Source organism: Dactylosporangium fulvum (assembly GCF_025137375.1).
Lineage (GTDB): Bacteria > Actinomycetota > Actinomycetes > Mycobacteriales > Micromonosporaceae > Dactylosporangium > Dactylosporangium fulvum.
This window is the reverse complement of record NZ_CP073720.1, coordinates 9383921-9399218: the sequence shown is the minus strand read 5'-3', so window position 1 is coordinate 9399218 and position 15298 is coordinate 9383921. Positions and strand designations below refer to the sequence as shown.

Sequence of the window (15298 nt, the reverse complement as noted above, 5' to 3'; positions counted from 1 at the left end):
AATTTCATGCATCCGGGGGGATCACGCGCAGATGTCCGCGCCGTCCGAGCGGATGCTGCTGGTCGGTTTCTTCGCGATGGGGTGCTGGCCGAGCCGCCTCACGAACCGCCTCGGCGAGTGCGACGAGATCGTCGTTGGTCGGCGGGGGCGGGCCGTACTCTCCTTCATGCCGCACCAGGTCCCAGCCGCGCGGTGCGGTGAGGCCGCGGGCATGGGACTCGCACAGGTCGTAGGAGTGGGGTTCGGCGAACGCGGCCAACGGGCCGACGACCGCGGTCGATTCGGCATAAACGTACGTCAACGTCGCAACGGGCTGTCGGGGGCAACCGTTGCGCGAGCATCGACGTGGGGTCCTCACGGCCAGACGGTATCGCTCCGCGAGGCTCCGCCCAACCCGGTAGCCCTGCGACACGCCGTGGTGACCCAGGCGACACGCCCGCTCGGGCGATCGGGCCCGGGCAGTACGCTGACTAGGTGGCGAGCCCAGACCGACGACGCAGCGGACCGGGACGGCGTGGCCGGGACCGGCACGGCCGGGGGCTGCGCGGTCGACTCGTGCCCGCGTCCCTGCCGATGTCGCGCACCCGCGCCGAGATGTTCGACGACCTGGTCCTCGACTCCGTCGAGCAGCTTGAGCAGCGGTTCGCTCAGGAGTTGGCCGGCGTGGAGTTCGCCGTCGAGGACGTGCCGCCCGACCTCAACGTCTACGACTCCGACGTGCTGGAGGACGGCGAGGTCCCGCTGGCGCGGCTGTTGCCCGGCCGTCCGGGCCGCCATGGCGTGCCGCCGCGCATCGTGCTGTACCGCCGGCCGCTCGAGTTCCGGGCCGCCGACCACGACGACCTGGCCGACCTGGTCCACGACGTGATCATCGAGCAGGTGGCGAACCTCCTCGGCGTCTCTCCCGAGGACCTCGACAACTGACCGGGCTCTAGGCACCGAGGACCCGGGACATCAGGGCGGCGCGGCGGGACGGGCGGCCGGTCCGCAGCTCGGCCGCGTCGGCGCCGGTCATCAGCCGCAGGCTCGCGTTCACGCCCAGCCAGCGCAGCGGCTCGGGCTCCCAGCGGGGCGAGCGGTGCCCGACCCACGGGAGTGCGGTCAGCTCCGAGGAGACCCCGCGGATCAGGTCGGCCAGGGTCCGGCCGGCCAGGTTCGAGGTGCCGACGCCGTCACCGACGTAGCCGCCCGCCCAGCCGAGGCCGCTCGCCGGGTCGAGGCCGACGGAGGCCATCCAGTCGCGGGCGATGCCGAGCGGACCGCCCCAGGTGTGGGTGATCTCCGCGTCCACCAGAGCCGGGAACAGCTCGACGAGGACCCGGCGCAGCTCCGCGAAGACCCGCGGCTCGCGGTCGAAGGAGGGCTCGATCGCCGAGCCGTAGTGGTACGGGGCGCCCCGGCCGCCGAACGCCAGCCGGTCGTCGGCGGTGCGTTGGCCGTAGATGATGAGGTACCGGTGGTCGGAGAACGTCTCGCGCCGCGCCAGGCCCGCCGACGACCAGAACGACGCCGGCAGCGGCTCGGTGGCCACCATGAGCGAGTACACCGGCACCATCGCCCGGCGCAGCCCGGGAAGGCGTGGCGTGAAGCCCTCGGTGGCGCGGACGACGATCGGTGCCCGTACCGTCCCGTGTGGAGTCTCGACGCGGCCCTCGGTGACCGCACGGGCCGGCGTCCGTTCGTAGATCCGTATTCCGCGCCGTTCGCACGTGTCGGCGAGGCCCCGCACGAGCTTGGCCGGCTGGATCGCGGCACAGTGCGGTGTGTACGTGCCGCCGACAACGCCGGCGGCGCCGACGCGCTCCGTCGCCTCGGCGGCGGAGAGGAGGTCGAGCCGGATGCCGAACTCGGCGGCGGAGGCGGCCTCGTGGCGGGCCCGCTCGAGCTGCACCGGGTTGCGCGCGAGGACGACCGTGCCGCCCTTGGCGTAGTCGCAGTCGATGCCCTCCTCCGCGGCGACCCGGCCGACCTCGTCCACGGTGGATTCCATGGCGGCGTTCAGCGCGAGCGCCCGGTCGCGGCCGTAGGTGCGGGCCAGCGCGGCGACGGACTTCGGGAACAGCGCCGAGCACCAGCCGCCGTTGCGGCCGCTGGCACCGAAGCCGGCGGTCTCCGCCTCCACCACCACGATCCGCAGCGACGGGTCGGCCCGGATGAGGTAGTAGGCGGTCCACAGGCCCGTGTATCCGGCACCGACGATCGCCACGTCGGCGTCGACGTCACCGGGCAGCGCCGCCCGCGGCTCGACCGGCGGCAGGGCGGACATCCAGTAACTCATGCTTCACCTTCGATGAGTGCGCCGCGTACCGTCCGCAGCGGGACGACGCCGACCGGCGGGGACCAGCCCTCGTCCTCCGGGGACGACTCCGGCGGGCCGGCGCTGACCTTCACCGACCACTCGGTGAGCGGCAGCGCCAGCACGAGCGTCGCCGCCAGTTCCTTCCGCGACGGCGGCCGCACCAGCTCCCACCGCCCGGGCAGGATGTGCTCGCTGATCGCCCGCAGCGCCGGGACCTGGTCCTCGACCACCTCGCACCGGCCGAGGACCATTGCCGAGCGGTACCACATGGAGGTCTCGAACGCGCTGCGCGCCAGCACCAGCCCGTCGAGCAGCATCACCGAGAAGCAGCACGGCGCACCGGCGGCGAGTTCCCGGAAGAGCCGGCTGCCGGTCGAGCCGTGGAACAGCACCGTGTCGCCGGACCGGCCGTAGGCGACCGGGACCGCGAACGGCTGTCCGTTGTGGACGATCGCCACGTGGCCGGCCATCCCCGCGTCGAGGATGTCCCGCAGGACGGCGGGATCGGTGACCGCCAGCTCGGGGAGCCGGCGGACCCGGATCCGCTCTACAGGCGCGCCCATGCCTCGGTCAGCACCGACCGCAGGATCTGCTCGATCTCGGCGAAGTGCTGCTCGTCGCAGATCAGCGGCGGGGCCAACTGGATCACCGGGTCGCCGCGGTCGTCGGCGCGGCAGTACAGGCCGGCGTCGAAGAGCGCCTTGGACAGGAACCCGCGCAGCAGCGCCTCGGACTCCTGGTCGTTGAACGTCTCCTTGGTGACCTTGTCCTTGACCAGCTCGATGCCGAAGAAGAAGCCGTCGCCCCGGACGTCGCCGACGATCGGCAGGTCGTAGAGGCGTTCGAGGTACGACCGGAACACCGGTGAGTTGGTCCGGACGTGCTCGTTGAGCCCTTCACGCTCGAAGATGTCGAGGTTGGCGAGCGCGACCGCCGAGCCCACCGGGTGGCCGCCGTAGGTGATGCCGTGGGCGAACCAGCTCGCGCCCTCCAGGAACGGCTCGGCCAGCCGCTCCGCCACGAGCATCGCGCCGAGCGGCACGTAACCCGAGGTGAGGCCCTTGGCGACGGTGATGATGTCCGGCTGGTAGCCGTACCGCGTGGCGCCGAAGTACTCGCCGAGCCGGCCGAACGCGCAGATGACCTCGTCGGAGACGAGCAGGACGTTGTACCGGTCGCAGATCTCGCGCACGCGCTGGAAGTATCCGGGCGGGGGAGGGAAGCAGCCGCCGGCGTTCTGCACCGGCTCCAGGTAGACGGCGGCGACGGTCTCCGGGCCCTCGAACTCGATGGCCTCGGCGATGCGGTCGGCTGCCCAGACGCCGAACTGCTCCTCCGACATGGACTGGTCGGGCCGGCGGTAGTAGTTGGTGTTCGGCACCCGGAACGCGCCGGGCACGAGTGGCTCGAACTCCTGCTTCAGCAAGGGGATGCCGGTGATCGACAGGGCGCCCATCGAGGTGCCGTGGTAGGCGATCGAGCGGGACAGCACCTTGGTCTTGAGCGGCTTGCCGGTGCGCTTGAAGTACGACCGGGCGAGCTTCCACGCGCTCTCGACGGCCTCCGAGCCGCCGGTGGTGAAGAAGACGCGGTTGAGATCGCCGGGGGTGATGCCGGCGAGCCGCTCGGCCAGCTCGATGGCCTTCGGGTGCGCGTACGACCACAGGGGGAAGTAGGCGAGCTCCGCGGCCTGCTTGGCGGCGGCCTCGGCGAGCTCGTGCCGCCCGTGGCCGGTCTGCACGACGAACAGCCCGGACAGCCCGTCGAGGTACCGCTTGCCGGTGCTGTCGTAGATGTACGGCCCGTCGCCCCGCACGATCACCGGCACCGGTGCGTCCTTGTACGCCGACAGGCGGGTGAAGTGCATCCAGAGGTGGTCGCGCGCGGCTGTGTCGAGTTGAGCGGCGTCGGGCTGCTGATCGGTCATCGTGTCCCCCACGCATAGGTCTGCTTGGCGAGCTTGAGGTAGACGAAGGTTTCCGTGGCCGTCACGCCAGGGATGCTCCGGATCGTGTCGTTGAGAAGGTCGAGCAGGTGCTCGTCGTCGGTGCACACCAGCTCGACGAGCAGGTCGAAGCCGCCCGCGCAGATGACCACGTAGTCGATCTCGGGCACCGCGGCGAGGGACTTCGCGACCGGCCGGAGGTCTCCTTCGACCTTGACCCCGATCATCACCTGCCGGGCGAAGCCCAGCGTGAGGGGATCGGTGACCGCCACGATCTGCATGACGCCGGTGTCCAGCAGTCGTTGCACCCGTTGGCGGACAGCCGCCTCCGAGAGGCCGACGACCTTGGCGAGGGCGGCGTAGGACATACGGCCATCGCGCTGCAGCTGCTCGATGATCCGCTTGTTGACGTCGTCGAGGACGGGCTCGGTCACATGTGGATTCTTGCCCAAGGACTACCTGTTGGCAACTAATTCCATGGCCGATAAACGAGCGATCTACGGAATCGTGATCCGCTTGAGTGTGTGGGGAGCCGTGACGGACCGGGCCGGCCTGTTTCAGCGGGATGACGACCGTGACCCCGCGTTGATCGCATAGCGCTTTTCGTTGTGCGGCTCGATCGTGACGACGGAATCCCTTGTGAGTGATGGCACAGCGTGTCAGGATCAGTCGTCGGTCATCGCCCCCCAACGAGTCTGCACCGACACTGAGATCCGTAGGAGCCCCCGTGCGAAAACCCTCTCGCCCGCCGCTCTCTCCAGAAGCGGCCGCCCTCCTGAACGCGACCGGACTCTCCCGCCGGAATCTCATGCGTGGCCTGCTCGCCGGTGGTGCCTTCATGGCGACCGGTGGTGCGCTGGCGGCATGTGGCACAAAGCCCGTGAAGAAGCCGGAAGCCAGCGGTAGCCCGGCCTGTGTCGGCACCGACGTGTCGGCGACCGAGAAGAAGATCAACTTCTCGAACTGGCCGCTCTACATGGACGTCGACGAGAACGACGAGAAGAAGCGCCCGACGCTCGACGCGTTCCAGTCGAAGACCGGCATCACGGTCTCGTACAACGAAGACGTCAACGACAACAACGAGTTCTTCGGCAAGGTCCGCAACCAGTTGCAGGCCTGCCAGTCCATCGATCGCGACATCATGGTGCTCACCGACTGGATGGCGTCGCGGGTCGTCGGCCTCGGCTGGGTCCAGCCGTTCGACAACAGCAAGACCCCGAACTACACCAAGAACGTTCTCGCCACGCTGCGGAACCGGCCGTGGGACAAGGACATGAACCACGCCGCGCCGTGGCAGTCCGGCCTCACCGGCCTGGCCTACAACGCCAAGGTCACCAAGGAGATCCGCACCGTCGACGAGCTGCTGACCCGCTCCGACCTCAAGGGCAAGGTCGCCGTGCTCTCGGAGATGCGCGACACGATGGGCCTGGTCCTGCTCGCGATGGGCAAGGACCCCGCCAACGTCTCGGAGGCCGACTTCGACGCGGGCATCGAGAAGATCAAGAAGGCCGTCGACTCCGGCCAGATCCGCAAGTTCACCGGCAACGACTACAAGGAGGACCTCGCCAAAGGCGACCTCGCCGCGTGTGTCGCGTGGTCCGGTGACATCATCCAACTCGCCGCCGAGGACGAGAACATCAAGTTCGTCACGCCGGAGTCGGGCCTGATGCTGTGGTCGGACAACATTCTCATCCCGTCCACGGCGACCCACAAGGCCAACGTCGAGCAGCTCATCGACTACTACTACGACCCCAAGGTCGCCGCGGAACTGGCCGCCTACGTCAACTACATCTGCCCGGTGCAGGGTGCGCAGGAAGCCATGCAGCAGATCGACCCCGACCTGGCCGACAATGCGCTGATCTTCCCCGACACGGCCACCCTCGGTAAGGTCCACGCCTTCAAGCCCTTGACCGAGGCCGAGGACAAGAAGTTCGCCGAGAAGTTCGAAGCGGTTTCCGGAGCCTGACACATGACCGATTCGAAACGGAGCGAAGAGGCCGGCGCCAGCGGTGCCGACCTCCACCTGGTCGGCATGACAAAGCGGTTCGGATCCTTCACGGCGGTCGACGACCTGACCCTCACGGTGCCCAAGGGCTCGTTCTTCGCTCTGCTCGGCGCGTCCGGGTGCGGCAAGACGACCACCCTGCGGATGATCGCGGGCCTCGAAGAGCCGACAGCCGGCCGGGTGCTGCTCGACGACCAGGACGTGACCCGGCTGCGGCCCTACAAGCGGCCGGTCAACACGGTGTTCCAGTCCTACGCCCTCTTCCCGCACCTCACCATCGCGGACAACGTCGCGTTCGGCCTGCGCCGCCGCGGCGTGAAGCAGTACGCCGACCAGGTGGAGCGGATGCTCCACCTGGTCGAGATGGACGGCTTCGGCAGGCGCAAGCCGGCCCAGCTCTCCGGCGGCCAGCAGCAGCGCGTCGCGCTGGCGCGGGCGCTCATCAACCACCCGCAGGTGTTGCTGCTCGACGAGCCGCTCGGTGCGCTCGACCTCAAGCTGCGCCGCCAGATGCAGGTGGAGCTCAAGCGGATCCAGACCGAGGTCGGCATCACGTTCGTCCACGTCACCCACGACCAGGAGGAGGCCATGACCATGGCCGACACGGTCGCGGTGATGAACGCGGGGAAGATCGAGCAGCTCGGCACGCCCGTCGACATGTACGACTTCCCCGGCACCGCCTTCGTCGCGAACTTCCTCGGCCAGTCCAACCTCCTCGCCGCGACCGTCACCGGGCGCAGCGGCGACGACGTGCTCGTCGAGGCGTACGGCGGCCGTTACTCCGTGCCGGCCGCGCGAGCCCGCGCCGCCGACGGGACGGTCTGGCTCGGCGTCCGCCCGGAGAAACTGCACGTCGGCACCGAGGTGCTGGCCGGCCACCAGGGGGTGCGCGGCATCGTGACCGACTCCTCCTACATGGGCGTCAGCACGCAGTACCTGGTGCGGGCGCCGTGGGGGGACGAGCTGACCGTGTTCGTGCCCAACTCGGGCGTGGCCGCGCCGCTGGCGGTGGCCAGCGAGGTGACCGTCTCCTGGCGGCCCGAGCACGCCTTCCTGCTCTCCCGGCCGGCGAACGAGACCCAGGCGCCGGTCGTGGACGCGGAGGAAGTGTCGGCATGAGCGCGTTGGGGCACGTCGGGTCGACCACGCCGACCAAGCCGGTCAAGCTCGAGAAGCCGCGGAAGAAGTGGCTGCCGTACCTCCTGCTGCTCCCCGGCGGCCTCTGGCTGATCGTCTTCTTCGCCATCCCCGCCGTGCAGTTGTTCGCGACCAGCCTCTACGACCCGGAGGGGTCGCTGGAGGAGGGCTACGCGATGACCTGGGCCTTCGGCAACTACGCCGACGCGGTCCAGGAGTACCTGCCGCACTTCGGCCGCTCGATCGGCTACGCCGCGCTCACGACCGTCATCTGCCTGGTCATCGGCTATCCGCTGGCCTACGCGATCGCGCTTAAGGGCGGCCGGTGGAAGAGCCTCCTGCTCATCTGCGTGATCGCGCCCTTCTTCACCAGCTTCCTGATCCGCACGCTGGCGTGGAAGGTGATCCTCTCCGACGGGGGCCCGGTCGTGTCGGCGCTCACCGCGCTGCACGTGCCGCTGCCCGACGGCCGGCTCCTGGCGACGACCCCCGCCGTGATCGCCGGCCTGGTCTACAACTTCCTGCCGTTCATGGTGCTGCCGCTCTACGCCAGCCTGGAGAAGCTCGACCCACGGCTCATCGAGGCGGCCGGCGACCTCTACGCCCGGCCGGTGTCCCGGTTCACCCGGGTCGTGCTGCCGCTGTCGATGCCCGGTGTCGTGGCCGGCACGTTGCTCACGTTCATCCCCGCCGCCGGCGATTACATCAACGCGCAACTGCTCGGGACGAACCGGCAGTACATGATCGGCAACGTCATCCAGTCGAAGTTCCTTCGGGTGGGCGATTACCCCGCCGCCGCCGCGCTGTCGTTCACGCTGATGGCGGCGATCCTCGTGCTGGTCTTCGTCTACGTCCGCCGCGCCGGCACGGATGAGGTGCTGTGATGCTCTACCGCGTCCGCCGCTACCTCGCCGACCACTGGGTCATGGCGGTCGGCCTGCTCGTCCTGCTGTACCTCTTCGTGCCGATCGCCGTGGTCGCCGCCATGTCGTTCCGCGACGCCGGCCGCAACGCCCCCTACACCCTGCAGAACTACAAGTTCACGTGGGACCACTGGGCGAACCCGTTCGGCGCCGCCGGCATCGGTCACGCGTTCTGGCTGAGCATCGGCATCGCGCTGCTCGCCACGCTCGGCGCGACGATCCTCGGCACGCTGATGTCGTTCGCCCTGGCCCGCCACCGTTTCCGCGGCCGCGCCGCGACCAACACGCTCATCTTCCTGCCGATGGCCACCCCGGAGATCGTGATGGGGTCGTCGCTGCTGGCGCTGTTCGTCGCGTCCGGGGTGCCGCTGGGCTTCTGGACCGTCGTGATCGCCCACGTCATGTTCTGCCTGTCGTTTGTCGTCGTCACCGTCAAGGCCCGCCTCGCCGGCCTCGACCCGCGGCTGCAGGAGGCCGCGATGGACCTCTACGCCAACGAGACGCAGACCTTCCTGCGGATCACGCTGCCCCTGGTCATGCCGGGCATCGTGGCCGCGGCGCTGCTGTCGTTCTCGCTGTCGTTCGACGACTTCATCGTCACCAACTTCAACTCCGGCAGCGTCGTCACGTTCCCGATGTACGTCTGGGGCGCCTCACAGCGCGGCATCCCGCCGCAGATCAACGTGATCGGCACCGCCATGTTTGTCATCTCCTTCCTCGTCGTCCTCCTCGGACAGTTGCCACGCCTGCGCCGAAAGGCTTGATATCCATGCGTCTGCTGATCGTCGGCGCCGGCGGCGTCGGCTCTGCCGCCGTACGCATCGCCGCCCGCCGCTCGTTCTTCGAGCACTGTGTGGTCGCGGACTACTCGCTGGAGCGCGCTGTCGCCGCCGTCGCGGCCGTGGACGACCCGCGCTTCAGCGCGGTCCAGCTCGACGCCTCCTCGGCTCCCGCCGTGGCGGCCCTCTGCCGGGCGCGGACGGTCACCCACGTGCTCAACGCCGTCGATCCCCGGTTCGTCATGCCGATCTTCGACGGCGCCCTCGCCGGCGGCGCCGACTACCTCGACATGGCGATGTCCCTGTCGAAGCCCCATCCCTCGCGGCCGTACGAGCTGACCGGGGTGAAGCTCGGCGACGAGCAGTTCGCCGCCGCCGACAAGTGGGAGGCCGCGGACCGGCTGGCGCTCGTCGGTATCGGCGTCGAGCCGGGGCTGTCCGACGTCTTCGCCCGCTACGCGGCCGACGAACTGTTCGCCGAGGTGCACGACGTCGGCGTCCGCGACGGCGGCAACCTGGTGGTCGACGGCTACGAGTTCGCGCCGTCGTTCTCGATCTGGACGACGATCGAGGAGTGCCTCAACCCGCCGGTCATCTATGAGAAGGACCGGGGTTGGTACGTCACGATGCCGTTCTCGGAGCCGGAGCTGTTCGACTTCCCGGAGGGCATCGGCCCGGTCGAGTGCGTCAACGTCGAGCACGAGGAGGTCCTGCTCATCCCGCGCTGGGTCGACGCACGGCGGGTCACCTTCAAGTACGGCCTGGGCGACGAGTTCATCGAGGTCCTCAAGACGCTGCACAAGCTCGGCCTGGACACCACGAAGAAGGTGCGCGTGGGCAGCATCGAGATCTCGCCGCGCGACGTCGTCGCCGCGTGCCTGCCCGACCCGGCAACGCTCGGCGACCGCATGCACGGCAAGACGTGCGCCGGCACCTACGTGACCGGCCTGGGCAAGGACGGCCGCCCCCGGGCCACGTACCTCTACCACGTCGTGGACAACGCCTGGTCGATGCGGGAGTACGGCTCGCAGGCCGTGGTCTGGCAGACGGCCATCAACCCGATCGTGGCCCTGGAACTGCTGGCGGCCGGCACCTGGTCCGGCACCGGCGTCCTGGGCCCGGAGGCCCTGCCGGCCCGCCCGTTCCTGGACCTGCTCACCGGGTACGGCTCACCGTGGGGTATGCAGGAGAAATGACCAGATATGGCGCGATGTTCGGCCCGGACATCACGTTTCTCGGCGTGCCGCCCTGCGACCTGGCCGACCCGGCCTCCTACGCGGATGCCGACGTCGTCATCGTCGGCGCGCCGTTCGACGGCGGCACGTCGCACCGGCCCGGCACGCGCTTCGGCCCGCAGGCGATCCGGCAGGCCTGTTACCTCCCGCACGACGGCTCCCGCCCGTCGCTGGCGCTGCGGGTCGACGCGCTGCAGGACCTCCGGGTCCTCGACGCGGGCGACGTCGAGATGTTCTCCGGCGACGCGGTGCGCTCGGTCAAGGCACTGGAGGATGCGGTACACGCTGTGGCGTCCTCCAGCGCGATCCCGGTGATCCTCGGCGGCGACCACACGATCGCGTGGCCGGACGCCACGGGCGTGGCCCGCAAGATCGGCTTCGGCCGGGTGTCGATGGTGCACTTCGACGCGCACGCCGACACCGGCGACACCGAGTTCGGCTCCCTGGTCGGCCACGGCCAGCCGATGCGCCGCCTGATCGAGTCGGGCGCCGTCCGCGGCGACCGCTTCCTGCAGATCGGCCTGCGCGGCTACTGGCCCGGCCCGGCGACGCTGGACTGGATGGCGCAGCAGCGGATGCGGTCGTACGAGATGACCGAGATCGTCGCCCGTGGGCTGGACGAGTGCCTGACCGAGGCGTTCGGCATCGCGGTGGACGACTGCGACGGCGTGTTCCTGTCGGTCGACGTCGACGTGGTGGACCCCGGGATGGCACCCGGCACGGGGACGCCGGAGCCGGGTGGCCTGACCGCGCGCCAGCTCCTCGACGCGGTACGCCGGTGCTGCTACGAGCTGCCGATCGTCGGCGTGGACGTCGTCGAGGTCAGCCCGCCCTACGACCACGCCGAGATCACCGCCTACCTGGCCAACCGCGTGGTCCTGGAGGCGCTGTCGGCGCTGGCCCGCCGCCGGAGGGGCGACGCCTGGGATCCCCGTCAGCCGCTACTCGACGGCCGCTGACCCACCCGCCGCTCCGCGCCCCGCTCCCGCGCCCCCGCTCCGCTCCCGTACCCCCGTTGCGCGATCTTGGAGTTGTGGTCCTGACTATTTCCGTTTATGTCGGACAAGTTAGGGACCACAACTCCAAGATCGCGCACCTGAGAGGGGCGGGGGTTGTCCACAGGAGAGGTGTTGTCCACAGGAGGGTGTCGGGGTGTCAGCGGAACGTGCGGTGTCGCGGAATGCTTTCGGTCATGTCCGGGATCCTTTACCCGTATCGATACCTGTTGGATCGTGGCTTGACACGTCCGCGCGTCCGTGACGGTGCCCTGGTGCGCGTTACGCGTGGCGTTTACCTCGGAGGCGACGCGAGCTCGATGACCGAGCTCAGGGCACTGTTCCTGCGGCTACCTGACGACGTCCTGCTGAGCCACTGGTCGGCGGCCCACGTCTACGGCTTTGCGGGACAGCCTGACCGGGTGCACGTCATGGTGCCTGCAGGCCTCGCGCGGCCCGAGATCAGCGGCGTCGTGACCCATGAGGCCGTTGTTCCGGTCCTCGACCCTGTGCTGATCGGCGGTATCCCGGTCGTTCCGCCCGCCCGCGCTGCCATCGACCTGGCGAAACTGCAACGGCGACTCGATGCGATCGCCACGCTGGATGCGGCATTGCGTGTCGGCGTCTGCGATGCCGCCGACTTGGCCGGCGAGGTATGTCGGCACTCCGGCCTGAAAGGCGTGCGGCAGGCGCGGGAACTCGTCCCGCTCGCGGACGGCCGCGCGGCGTGCGCTCAGGAGAGCCACCTCAGATTGATGCTGTTCGACGGCAAGTTGCCGTCGCCCGAGCCGCAGTTCTGGATTCTTGACGACGAGGGAGTGGGCCGGTATCGCCTGGACCTAGCCTATCCGCGGCATCGCGTGGGCCTGGAGTACGACGGCGCCTCACACCTCGAGCCTATGACCTTCCGTCGGGATCGCACCCGGATGAACTGGCTGGCCGACCGGGGATGGGTCATGCGCTACTTTACGGCGGACGACCTGTACAAGCATCCGGCCGCGCTGCTGTCGACGGTCCGCTCCCTCCTTTCGTGATCTTGGAGTTGTGGTCCCTAACTTGTCCGACATAAACCGAAATAGTCAGGACCACAACTCCAAGATCGCGTGAAAGGGGCGCGGTCGTCATCCGAGCGCTGACTTCAGCAGGGTCAGGGCTTGCTTCAGGGTCGTGTCGTCCATCACCAGCGGCGGGAGGAAGCGGATCACGTTGCTGTGCGTGCCGCAGGTCAGCAGCAGCAGGCCCGCCTCGTGCGCCGCCTTCTGGATCGCTGCCGTCCGCGCGGGATCCGGGGTCGCGCCCAGCGGGGCACCCCGGCCGTGCACCCGCTCGGCCGTCAGCGCGCCCGGCGCGGCCGAGCCCGGCACGACGATCTCCATCGCCAGCATCGCGCCCCGGCCACGGACATCGCCGATGAACGGGTGGTCCGCCGCCATCGCACGCAGGCGGGGCAGCATCACCGACTCGATCCGGCGGGCGGCGGCGCACAGGTCCAGCTCCCGCATCGTCTCGATCGACGCGAGCGCCGCCGCGCAGGCGACGGGGTTGCCACCGTACGTGCCGCCCAGCCCGCCGACGTGCACCGCGTCCATCATCGACGCCCGCCCGGTCACGGCCGCCAGCGGAAGGCCGCCGGCGATGCCCTTCGCGGTCGTGATGAGATCGGGCTCCACGCCCTCGAACGTCGAGGCGAACCAGTCGCCCGTGCGGCAGAACCCGGTCTGGATCTCGTCGGCGACGAAGAGGGCGCCTGCCGCCTTGGCCCACGCCGAGAGCGACGACAGGAAGCCCGGCGCGGGCACCACGAAGCCACCCTCGCCCTGGATCGGCTCGATCAGCACCGCGGCGACCTGGTCGGCGCCCACCTGCTTCTCGATCATGTTGATCGCCAGGGCTGCCGCGTCCGGCCCGGTGAGGCCGTCGCGGAACGGGTACGACATCGGCACCCGGTAGATCTCCCCGGCGAACGGGCCGAAGCCGTGCTTGTATGGCATCGACTTCGCCGTCAGCGCCATCGTCAGGTTGGTCCGGCCGTGGTACGCGTGGTCGAACACGACGACGGCCTGCCTGCCGGTCGCGTGCCGGGCGATCTTCACGGCGTTCTCCACCGCCTCGGCGCCCGAGTTGAACAGCGCCGACCGCTTCTCGAACGCCCCGGGCGTCAGCGAGTTCAGCTGCTCGCAGACCGCGACGTAGCTCTCGTACGGCGCGATCATGAAGCAGGTGTGGGTGAACCGCTCGGCCTGCCGCCGCACCGCCTCGACGACCCGCGGTGCGGCGTTGCCGACGTTGGTGACCGCGATGCCGGCCGCCAGGTCGATCCACTCGCGGCCGTCCACGTCGGTCAGCGTGCCGCCCCCGGCGTGGTCCACATAGGACGTGATCATGCTGCCGACACCTCGCGCGACGGCGGCGGTGCGGCGCTTGTGGAGGTCTGAGGACAGCGACATCACAGCTCGATGTTGTGCATGACGTGCTTGACGCGGGTGTAGTCCTCCAGCCCGTACATGGACAGGTCCTTGCCGTAGCCGGACTGCTTGAACCCGCCGTGGGGCATCTCGGCGACGATCGGGATGTGGGTGTTGACCCACACGCAGCCGAAGTCGAGGCGCCGGGTCATGCGCATCGCGCGGCCGTGGTCCTTGGCCCAGACCGACGCCGACAGGCCGTATTCGACGCCGTTGGCCCAGCGGACCGCCTCGTCCTCGTCGGTGAACCGCTGCACGGTGATGACTGGGCCGAAGACCTCGTCCTGGATGATCTCGTCGTCCTGGCGCAGGCCGGAGACGACCGTGGGGGAGTAGAAGAAGCCCCTGTCGCCGACCCGGGCGCCGCCGGTGTTGAGCTTCGCGTGGTCGGGCAGCCGGTCGATGAAGCCGCCGACGCGGGCGAGCTGGTTGGCGTTGTTCAGCGGGCCGTAGAGGATGTCCTCGTCGTCCGGCGCGCCCGTCTTCGTCGCGGCGGCCTGCTCGCTGATCGCGGCCACGAAGTCCTCGTAGATGCCGGGGCCGGCGAGCACGCGGGTCGCCGCGGTGCAGTCCTGGCCGGCGTTGAAGTAGCCGGCGACGGCGATCGCCTCGGCCGCCGCGGCGAGGTCGGCGTCGTCGAAGACCACGACCGGGGCCTTGCCGCCGAGCTCCAGGTGGGTGCGCTTGAGCGACGGCGCCGCCGCGGCGGCGACCTCGCGGCCGGCGCGGACCGAGCCGGTGATCGACACGAAGTTGGGCGTCGGGTGCGAGACCAGGGCCCGGCCGGTGTCGCGGTCGCCGGTGACGACGTTGAGCACGCCCGGCGGCAGGAACTCGGCCGCGATCTCCGCCAGCAGCAGCGTGGAGGCCGGGGTCGTGTCCGACGGCTTGAGCACGACGGTGTTGCCGGCTGCCAGGGCCGGCGCGATCTTCCAGACCGCCATCATCAGCGGGTAGTTCCAGGGGGTCACCTGCGCGCAGACGCCGATCGGCTCGCGGCGCACGTAGCTGGTGTGGCCCGTCATGTATTCCCCGGCGGACTTGCCTTCGAGCACGCGGGCGGCGCCGGCGAAGAACCGGATCTGGTCGACCGACGGCGGCAGCTCGTCGCTGGCGGTGAGTGCGCGCGGCTTGCCGGTGTTGCGCACCTCCGTGTCGATGATGTCGGCGGCGCGGTCCTCCATGGCGTCGGCGAGCTTGAGCAGCGCCCGCTGGCGCTCCGAGGGTGTCGCGTCGCGCCACGTCTCGAAGGCCTTCGCGGCCGCCTTCATCGCACGATCGACGTCCTCGGCGCCGGACACGGGCGCCGCGGCGAAGACCTCGCCGGTCGACGGGTCGATCAGGTCGGAATAGCGGCCATCGGCGGGAGCTACGTGCGCGCCGTCGACGAAGTTCTGCAGTTGCTTGGTCATGTCCACTCCTTTGAGTGCCGGCAGCCACATCTTTCCATCGAATCCGCAGTGCACAACCCCTTGAGCAACTGTTTCCGCGCCGTGAACGGGCATAGGATGGGGA

At 69.6% G+C, this 15298-nt stretch carries 15 protein-coding genes; 8 read left to right on the top strand and 7 right to left on the bottom strand.

Annotated features, from left to right (window positions below):
* Window positions 1-4: 4 nt before the first annotated feature.
* Window positions 5-358, bottom strand: a complete 354-nt coding sequence (locus Dfulv_RS43285) for a DUF3499 domain-containing protein (protein ID WP_259859620.1) — start codon at window positions 356-358, stop codon at window positions 5-7.
* Between the two features lie 116 nt (window positions 359-474).
* Between Dfulv_RS43285 and Dfulv_RS43280 the strand changes: the two genes are divergently transcribed.
* A complete protein-coding gene (locus Dfulv_RS43280) occupies window positions 475-924 on the top strand; it encodes a metallopeptidase family protein (protein ID WP_259859619.1) in 450 nt (149 codons plus the stop codon).
* 7 nt (window positions 925-931) lie between these two features.
* On the opposite strand, the gene Dfulv_RS43275 is transcribed toward Dfulv_RS43280, so the two are convergent.
* Genes Dfulv_RS43275 through Dfulv_RS43260 form a run of 4 tightly spaced genes read right to left on the bottom strand, consistent with a single transcriptional unit; the run spans window position 932 to window position 4678 of the window.
* A complete protein-coding gene (locus Dfulv_RS43275; protein ID WP_259859617.1) occupies window positions 932-2278 on the bottom strand; it encodes an NAD(P)/FAD-dependent oxidoreductase in 1347 nt (448 codons plus the stop codon).
* On the bottom strand, window positions 2275-2862 hold the full coding sequence (locus Dfulv_RS43270) for a pyridoxamine 5'-phosphate oxidase family protein (protein WP_259859616.1): 588 nt from the start codon (window positions 2860-2862) through the stop codon (window positions 2275-2277). The genes Dfulv_RS43275 and Dfulv_RS43270 overlap by 4 nt, the downstream gene beginning before the upstream one ends.
* Window positions 2847-4226: an aspartate aminotransferase family protein gene (locus Dfulv_RS43265; protein ID WP_259859615.1), complete on the bottom strand. Its 1380-nt coding sequence runs from the start codon at window positions 4224-4226 to the stop codon at window positions 2847-2849. Before Dfulv_RS43265 ends, Dfulv_RS43270 begins: the two co-directional genes overlap by 16 nt.
* Window positions 4223-4678: an Lrp/AsnC family transcriptional regulator gene (locus Dfulv_RS43260; RefSeq protein ID WP_259859614.1), complete on the bottom strand. Its 456-nt coding sequence runs from the start codon at window positions 4676-4678 to the stop codon at window positions 4223-4225. The genes Dfulv_RS43265 and Dfulv_RS43260 overlap by 4 nt, the downstream gene beginning before the upstream one ends.
* A 293-nt stretch (window positions 4679-4971) precedes the next feature.
* Here Dfulv_RS43260 and Dfulv_RS43255 point away from each other — a divergent pair, with 293 nt between their 5' ends.
* From Dfulv_RS43255 to Dfulv_RS43225, 7 genes are all read left to right on the top strand, one after another.
* Entirely contained in the window at window positions 4972-6210 is a 1239-nt protein-coding gene (locus Dfulv_RS43255) for a polyamine ABC transporter substrate-binding protein (protein ID WP_259859612.1), read from the top strand.
* A gap of 3 nt (window positions 6211-6213) precedes the next feature.
* The gene (locus tag Dfulv_RS43250) at window positions 6214-7368 is read left to right on the top strand and encodes an ABC transporter ATP-binding protein (RefSeq protein ID WP_259859611.1); all 1155 of its coding nucleotides are present in this window, start codon (window positions 6214-6216) and stop codon (window positions 7366-7368) included.
* A complete protein-coding gene (locus tag Dfulv_RS43245) occupies window positions 7365-8270 on the top strand; it encodes an ABC transporter permease (protein ID WP_259859610.1) in 906 nt (301 codons plus the stop codon). The genes Dfulv_RS43250 and Dfulv_RS43245 overlap by 4 nt, the downstream gene beginning before the upstream one ends.
* On the top strand, window positions 8270-9073 hold the full coding sequence (locus tag Dfulv_RS43240; protein ID WP_259859609.1) for an ABC transporter permease: 804 nt from the start codon (window positions 8270-8272) through the stop codon (window positions 9071-9073). Before Dfulv_RS43245 ends, Dfulv_RS43240 begins: the two co-directional genes overlap by 1 nt.
* 5 nt (window positions 9074-9078) lie before the next feature.
* Window positions 9079-10284 (top strand): saccharopine dehydrogenase family protein, encoded by a 1206-nt coding sequence (locus tag Dfulv_RS43235; RefSeq protein WP_259859608.1) that lies wholly within the window; start codon window positions 9079-9081, stop codon window positions 10282-10284.
* Window positions 10281-11282: an agmatinase gene (gene speB, locus Dfulv_RS43230; protein ID WP_259859607.1), complete on the top strand. Its 1002-nt coding sequence runs from the start codon at window positions 10281-10283 to the stop codon at window positions 11280-11282. The genes Dfulv_RS43235 and speB overlap by 4 nt, the downstream gene beginning before the upstream one ends.
* A 356-nt stretch (window positions 11283-11638) precedes the next feature.
* Window positions 11639-12352: a DUF559 domain-containing protein gene (locus Dfulv_RS43225; RefSeq protein WP_259859606.1), complete on the top strand. Its 714-nt coding sequence runs from the start codon at window positions 11639-11641 to the stop codon at window positions 12350-12352.
* Window positions 12353-12439: 87 nt separating this feature from the next.
* Here the strand turns inward: Dfulv_RS43225 and gabT are convergent, their stop codons facing one another.
* Entirely contained in the window at window positions 12440-13765 is a 1326-nt protein-coding gene (gene gabT / locus Dfulv_RS43220) for a 4-aminobutyrate--2-oxoglutarate transaminase (protein ID WP_259859605.1), read from the bottom strand.
* A complete protein-coding gene (locus Dfulv_RS43215) occupies window positions 13765-15195 on the bottom strand; it encodes a gamma-aminobutyraldehyde dehydrogenase (RefSeq protein WP_406567879.1) in 1431 nt (476 codons plus the stop codon). Before Dfulv_RS43215 ends, gabT begins: the two co-directional genes overlap by 1 nt.
* Window positions 15196-15298: the final 103 nt, after the last annotated feature.

What these genes read in the sequence shown, in the direction of transcription:
- Dfulv_RS43275 (WP_259859617.1), bottom strand. Translation starts at nt 2,278, where the DNA reads ATGAGTTACTGGATGTCCGCCCTGCCGCCGGTCGAGCCGCGGGCGGCG.
- Dfulv_RS43270 (WP_259859616.1), bottom strand. Translation starts at nt 2,862, where the DNA reads ATGGGCGCGCCTGTAGAGCGGATCCGGGTCCGCCGGCTCCCCGAGCTG.
- Dfulv_RS43265 (WP_259859615.1), bottom strand. Translation starts at nt 4,226, where the DNA reads ATGACCGATCAGCAGCCCGACGCCGCTCAACTCGACACAGCCGCGCGC.
- Dfulv_RS43250 (WP_259859611.1), top strand. Translation starts at nt 6,214, where the DNA reads ATGACCGATTCGAAACGGAGCGAAGAGGCCGGCGCCAGCGGTGCCGAC.
- Dfulv_RS43245 (WP_259859610.1), top strand. Translation starts at nt 7,365, where the DNA reads ATGAGCGCGTTGGGGCACGTCGGGTCGACCACGCCGACCAAGCCGGTC.
- Dfulv_RS43240 (WP_259859609.1), top strand. Translation starts at nt 8,270, where the DNA reads ATGCTCTACCGCGTCCGCCGCTACCTCGCCGACCACTGGGTCATGGCG.
- Dfulv_RS43235 (WP_259859608.1), top strand. Translation starts at nt 9,079, where the DNA reads ATGCGTCTGCTGATCGTCGGCGCCGGCGGCGTCGGCTCTGCCGCCGTA.
- speB (WP_259859607.1), top strand. Translation starts at nt 10,281, where the DNA reads ATGACCAGATATGGCGCGATGTTCGGCCCGGACATCACGTTTCTCGGC.
- Dfulv_RS43225 (WP_259859606.1), top strand. Translation starts at nt 11,639, where the DNA reads ATGACCGAGCTCAGGGCACTGTTCCTGCGGCTACCTGACGACGTCCTG.
- gabT (WP_259859605.1), bottom strand. Translation starts at nt 13,765, where the DNA reads ATGTCGCTGTCCTCAGACCTCCACAAGCGCCGCACCGCCGCCGTCGCG.
- Dfulv_RS43215 (WP_406567879.1), bottom strand. Translation starts at nt 15,195, where the DNA reads ATGACCAAGCAACTGCAGAACTTCGTCGACGGCGCGCACGTAGCTCCC.